Source organism: Pseudoalteromonas sp. SG44-1, assembly GCF_014164315.1.
In the GTDB taxonomy this organism is placed as follows: Bacteria; Pseudomonadota; Gammaproteobacteria; order Enterobacterales; family Alteromonadaceae; genus Pseudoalteromonas; species Pseudoalteromonas rhizosphaerae.
In genome coordinates this window covers 3,799-8,029 of the sequence record NZ_JACJEW010000096.1, presented here as the reverse complement: position 1 = coordinate 8,029, position 4,231 = coordinate 3,799, and the positions used below count along the sequence as shown (strand labels likewise).

Below are 4,231 nucleotides of genomic sequence, written 5' to 3'. Positions count from 1 at the left end.
CCTAGAACCTAGAACCTAGAACCTAGAACCTAAGTTCTTATACTCCCCTTGATTTTCTTTTATCCACCTCCATATCTCCATAGTTAATATAATTTTATAGTCTTAATTAAAGTTATGTTTACGGCTTATTTTAAATTTTCTTGCAGAAAACTGATATCTTAACTACGCGATGGTTTGATGTTTCGCAGAGTCTGGTATAGTAGCGCACGTATTGAACGCTGTATTTCACAACGTTTCTCGAAATTGCTAATTAATATGTGCTCGTGTGAGTAATCTATTAATTAGTAATTATAAAAATGGGTTAGCTGATACTCGGCTAGCAAAGAACACATTGTAACGGTTTTATCATGATATCTAATTTATTTACCAAGATTTTTGGTAGTCGCAATGACCGCACTATTAAAAATTTAAGAAAGACGGTCGCGCTGATCAACGCGCTTGAAACGCAACTTGAAGCGCTTTCAGACGAAGATTTAAAAGCCAAAACAGCAGAGTTTAGAGAGCGTTACGATAACGGACAAGGTCTTGATGACATTCTACCAGAAGCATTTGCTGTGGTACGTGAAGCATCAAAACGTGTAAATGGTATGCGTCACTTTGACGTACAGTTGCTAGGTGGTATGGTTTTACACCAAGGCCGCATCGCAGAAATGCGTACTGGTGAGGGTAAAACCCTTACCGCAAGTTTACCAGCATACTTACGTGGTATTACAGGTAAAGGTGTTCACGTAATTACTGTGAATGACTACCTTGCCAAGCGCGATGCTGAAACTAACCGCCCATTATTTGAATTTTTAGGTTTAACTGTTGGCTGTAACGTACCGGGTATGATGCCGCAACAGAAAAAAGAAGCCTACGCCGCTGATATTACCTACGGTACTAATAACGAATTTGGTTTCGATTACCTGCGTGACAATATGGCGTTTAGCATTAACGAACGCGTACAACGTCCACTTTACTATGCGGTAGTCGATGAAGTTGACTCGATCTTAATTGATGAAGCCCGTACTCCACTGATTATTTCCGGCCCCGCTGAAGACAGTTCGCAGCTGTATGCTGAAATTAATACCATAGTTCCGCTTCTTGAGTTACAAGAGAAAGAAGACGAAGAAGGTATTGAAGGCGATGGCGATTTCACTATTGATGAAAAAGCCAAGCAAGTTCATTTAACTGAACGTGGTCAAATCAAAGTTGAAGAATTACTGATTGAACGTGGTTTGATAGCTGAGGGCGACTCGCTTTATTCTGCTGCGAGTATTACCCTGCTTAGCCATATTTATGCGGCATTACGTGCTCATAAGCTGTATCAAAAAGACATTGATTACGTTGTAAAAGAAAACGAAGTAATCATTGTTGATGAACACACTGGCCGTACAATGGAAGGGCGTCGTTGGTCTGAAGGTTTACATCAAGCTGTTGAAGCAAAAGAAAATGTAAAAATTCAAAACGAAAACCAAACGTTAGCGTCAATTACATTCCAAAACTACTTCCGTATTTACGATACCCTTGCAGGTATGACTGGTACTGCCGACACTGAAGCATTTGAGTTTCAGTCAATCTATGGTCTAGATACTGTTGTTATGCCAACTAATAAGCCGATGATCCGTGAAGATCGCGCTGATTTAGTTTACTTAACGCAAGAAGAAAAATACGAAGCCATTCTAATCGATATTAAAGATTGCCAAGAGCGCGGCCAGCCAGTATTGGTGGGTACGATTTCAATCGAAAGCTCTGAGTATTTATCGCAATTTTTACGTAAAGAAAAAATCAAGCACAACGTACTTAATGCTAAATTCCATGCCCAAGAAGCAGACATCGTTGCCGATGCTGGTTTACCAGGCACAGTAACAATCGCAACTAACATGGCCGGTCGTGGTACTGATATCGTGTTAGGCGGTAACTGGAATAGCGAAGTTGAAAAACTTGAAAACCCAACTGATGAGCAAATCAAAGCGATTAAAGAAGCGTGGCAAATTCGCCATGATGCAGTAATTGCTGCTGGTGGTTTACATATCATTGGTACTGAGCGTCACGAATCACGCCGTATCGATAACCAGTTACGTGGTCGTTCGGGTCGTCAAGGTGATGCCGGTTCAAGCCGTTTTTACCTATCGATGGATGACGCATTAATGCGTATCTTCGCTGGTGAACGCATGACTAATATGATGCGTAAACTAGGTATGCAACGTGGCGAAGCGATTGAGCATCCATGGGTTAACCGTGCCATTGAAAACGCGCAACGTAAAGTTGAAGCACGTAACTTTGATGTGCGTAAACAATTGCTTGAATACGATGATGTAGCAAATGACCAACGTCGTGTTGTTTATTCACAACGTAATGAGTTGCTTGAAGAAGGCGATATTTCAGAGACGATCACGGTTATTCGTGGCGACGTATTGGGTAACACTATTGACCAATACATTGCACCGCAAAGTCTAGCTGAAATGTGGGATATTCCGGGCCTTGAAGAGCGCTTAAAACAAGACTTCTTAATTGAGTTACCGATTACACAATGGTTAGCTGACGATAACAAACTTTACGAAGAAAAGTTACGTGAGCGTATTGAAGAGTCAGTTGAGCAAGCTTACAAACAGAAAGAGCAACAAGTTGGTGATTCTGTACTTCGTCAGTTTGAGAAAGCAATTATGCTACAAAGCCTGGATCAACATTGGAAAGATCACCTTGCTGCGATGGATCACCTTCGCCAAGGTATTCATTTACGTGGCTACGCGCAAAAGAATCCTAAGCAAGAGTACAAGCGTGAGTCGTTTGAATTGTTCTCTGAAATGCTTGAGAACCTGAAAATTGATGTCGTTAGTATTTTAAGTAAAGTACAAGTACGTGCTGAAGAAGATGTTGAAAAAATCGAAGAGCAACACCGCCAAAGTGAAAATGCTCCTCGCGAATATCAACATGAAGAAGTTGAGCACGTAGGCGGTGAAGCACCTCAAGGTGCAGTCGTAACATCACGCGCAGAGCCAAAAGTTGGCCGCAACGAACCTTGCCCGTGTGGCTCGGGTCAAAAGTTCAAACAGTGTTGTGGTAAGTTAAAATAACCAAATGTTATAATTAACAATTAAAAAGCGACGCCTGCGTCGCTTTTTTTGTTTGTAAGATTAAATATCAGGCGAGTAGCTTGCCACCGCGTTTTAAATGTGGTGTTTGTGCGTCAGCAAGCTCAACGCCTACGGTGTTAAATTTTATCTCGGTGTTAAATCACTTGTAGGCGAGTGGCTTGCCACCGCGATATTCAATATTGTATCGGTGTTTGTGCGTCAGCAAGCTCAACGCCTACGGTGTTAAATTTTATCTCGGTGTTAAATCACTTGTAGGCGAGTGGCTTGCCACCGCGATATTCAATATTGTTTCGGTGTTTTTGCGTCAGCAAGCTTAACGCCTACGGTGTTAAAGTTTATCTCGGTGTTAAATCACTTGTAGGCGAGTGGCTTGCCACCGCGATATTAAATGTGGCTCGGTGTTGGTGCGTCAGCAAGCTCAACGCCTACGGGTGTTGCATTTTACTCTGGTGTTTAATTAATTGCTTGTAAGCGCGGCTTTATGCCGCTCGGTTTTAATAAAGGTATTACGATGAATAAAAAAATTGTGCATGTAGCGGTTGGGGTTATCAAAGCAGATAACACACTATTTATCTGTAAGCGCCCTGACGATAAACATCAAGGTGGTTTGTGGGAGTTTCCGGGCGGCAAAGTAGAAGCTGGCGAAACCGTATTCGAAGCACTAAAGCGCGAGCTTCAAGAAGAAGTAGGTTTAACAATTAATAGTTCAAGCGAGCTGATGGTTATTGAGCATGATTATGGCGATAAATGTGTAAAACTCGACGTGCATTTAGTCACTGATTTTAGCGGCCAAGCCCATGGCGCAGAAGGTCAGCAAAGTGCATGGGTCGCGATTGATAAGTTAGACGATTACAATTTTCCTGCCGCCAACGTAGAAATTATCGAAAAAATAAAAGTGGATGTTTAAATTTACGTAGGCGAGTGGCTTGCCACCGCGTTTTAAAATGTGTTGTGGTGTTTTGCGTCAGCAAGCTTAACGCCTACGGGAGTTAAGTTGTACTTTGATGTTTAATTAATTACTTGTAGGCAAGTGGCTTGCCACCGCGTTTTAAAATGTGTTGTGGTGTTTTGCGTCAGCAAGCTTAACGCCTACGGGTGTTAAATTTTACTCTGGTGTCTAATTAATTACTTGTAGGCGAGTGGCTTGCCACCGC

Annotated in this window: 2 protein-coding genes; both read left to right on the top strand. The window is 42.0% G+C overall.

Annotation, left to right across the window (positions count from 1 at the left end; genetic code table 11):
* The first annotated feature begins 347 nt into the window (after window positions 1-347).
* Window positions 348-3,056, top strand: coding sequence for a preprotein translocase subunit SecA (secA, locus tag H5187_RS22180; protein WP_182719662.1), 2,709 nt, complete (start codon window positions 348-350; stop codon window positions 3,054-3,056).
* A gap of 532 nt (window positions 3,057-3,588) precedes the next feature.
* Entirely contained in the window at window positions 3,589-3,984 is a 396-nt protein-coding gene (gene mutT, locus H5187_RS22175; protein ID WP_149980579.1) for an 8-oxo-dGTP diphosphatase MutT, read from the top strand.
* The last annotated feature ends 247 nt before the right edge of the window (window positions 3,985-4,231 follow it).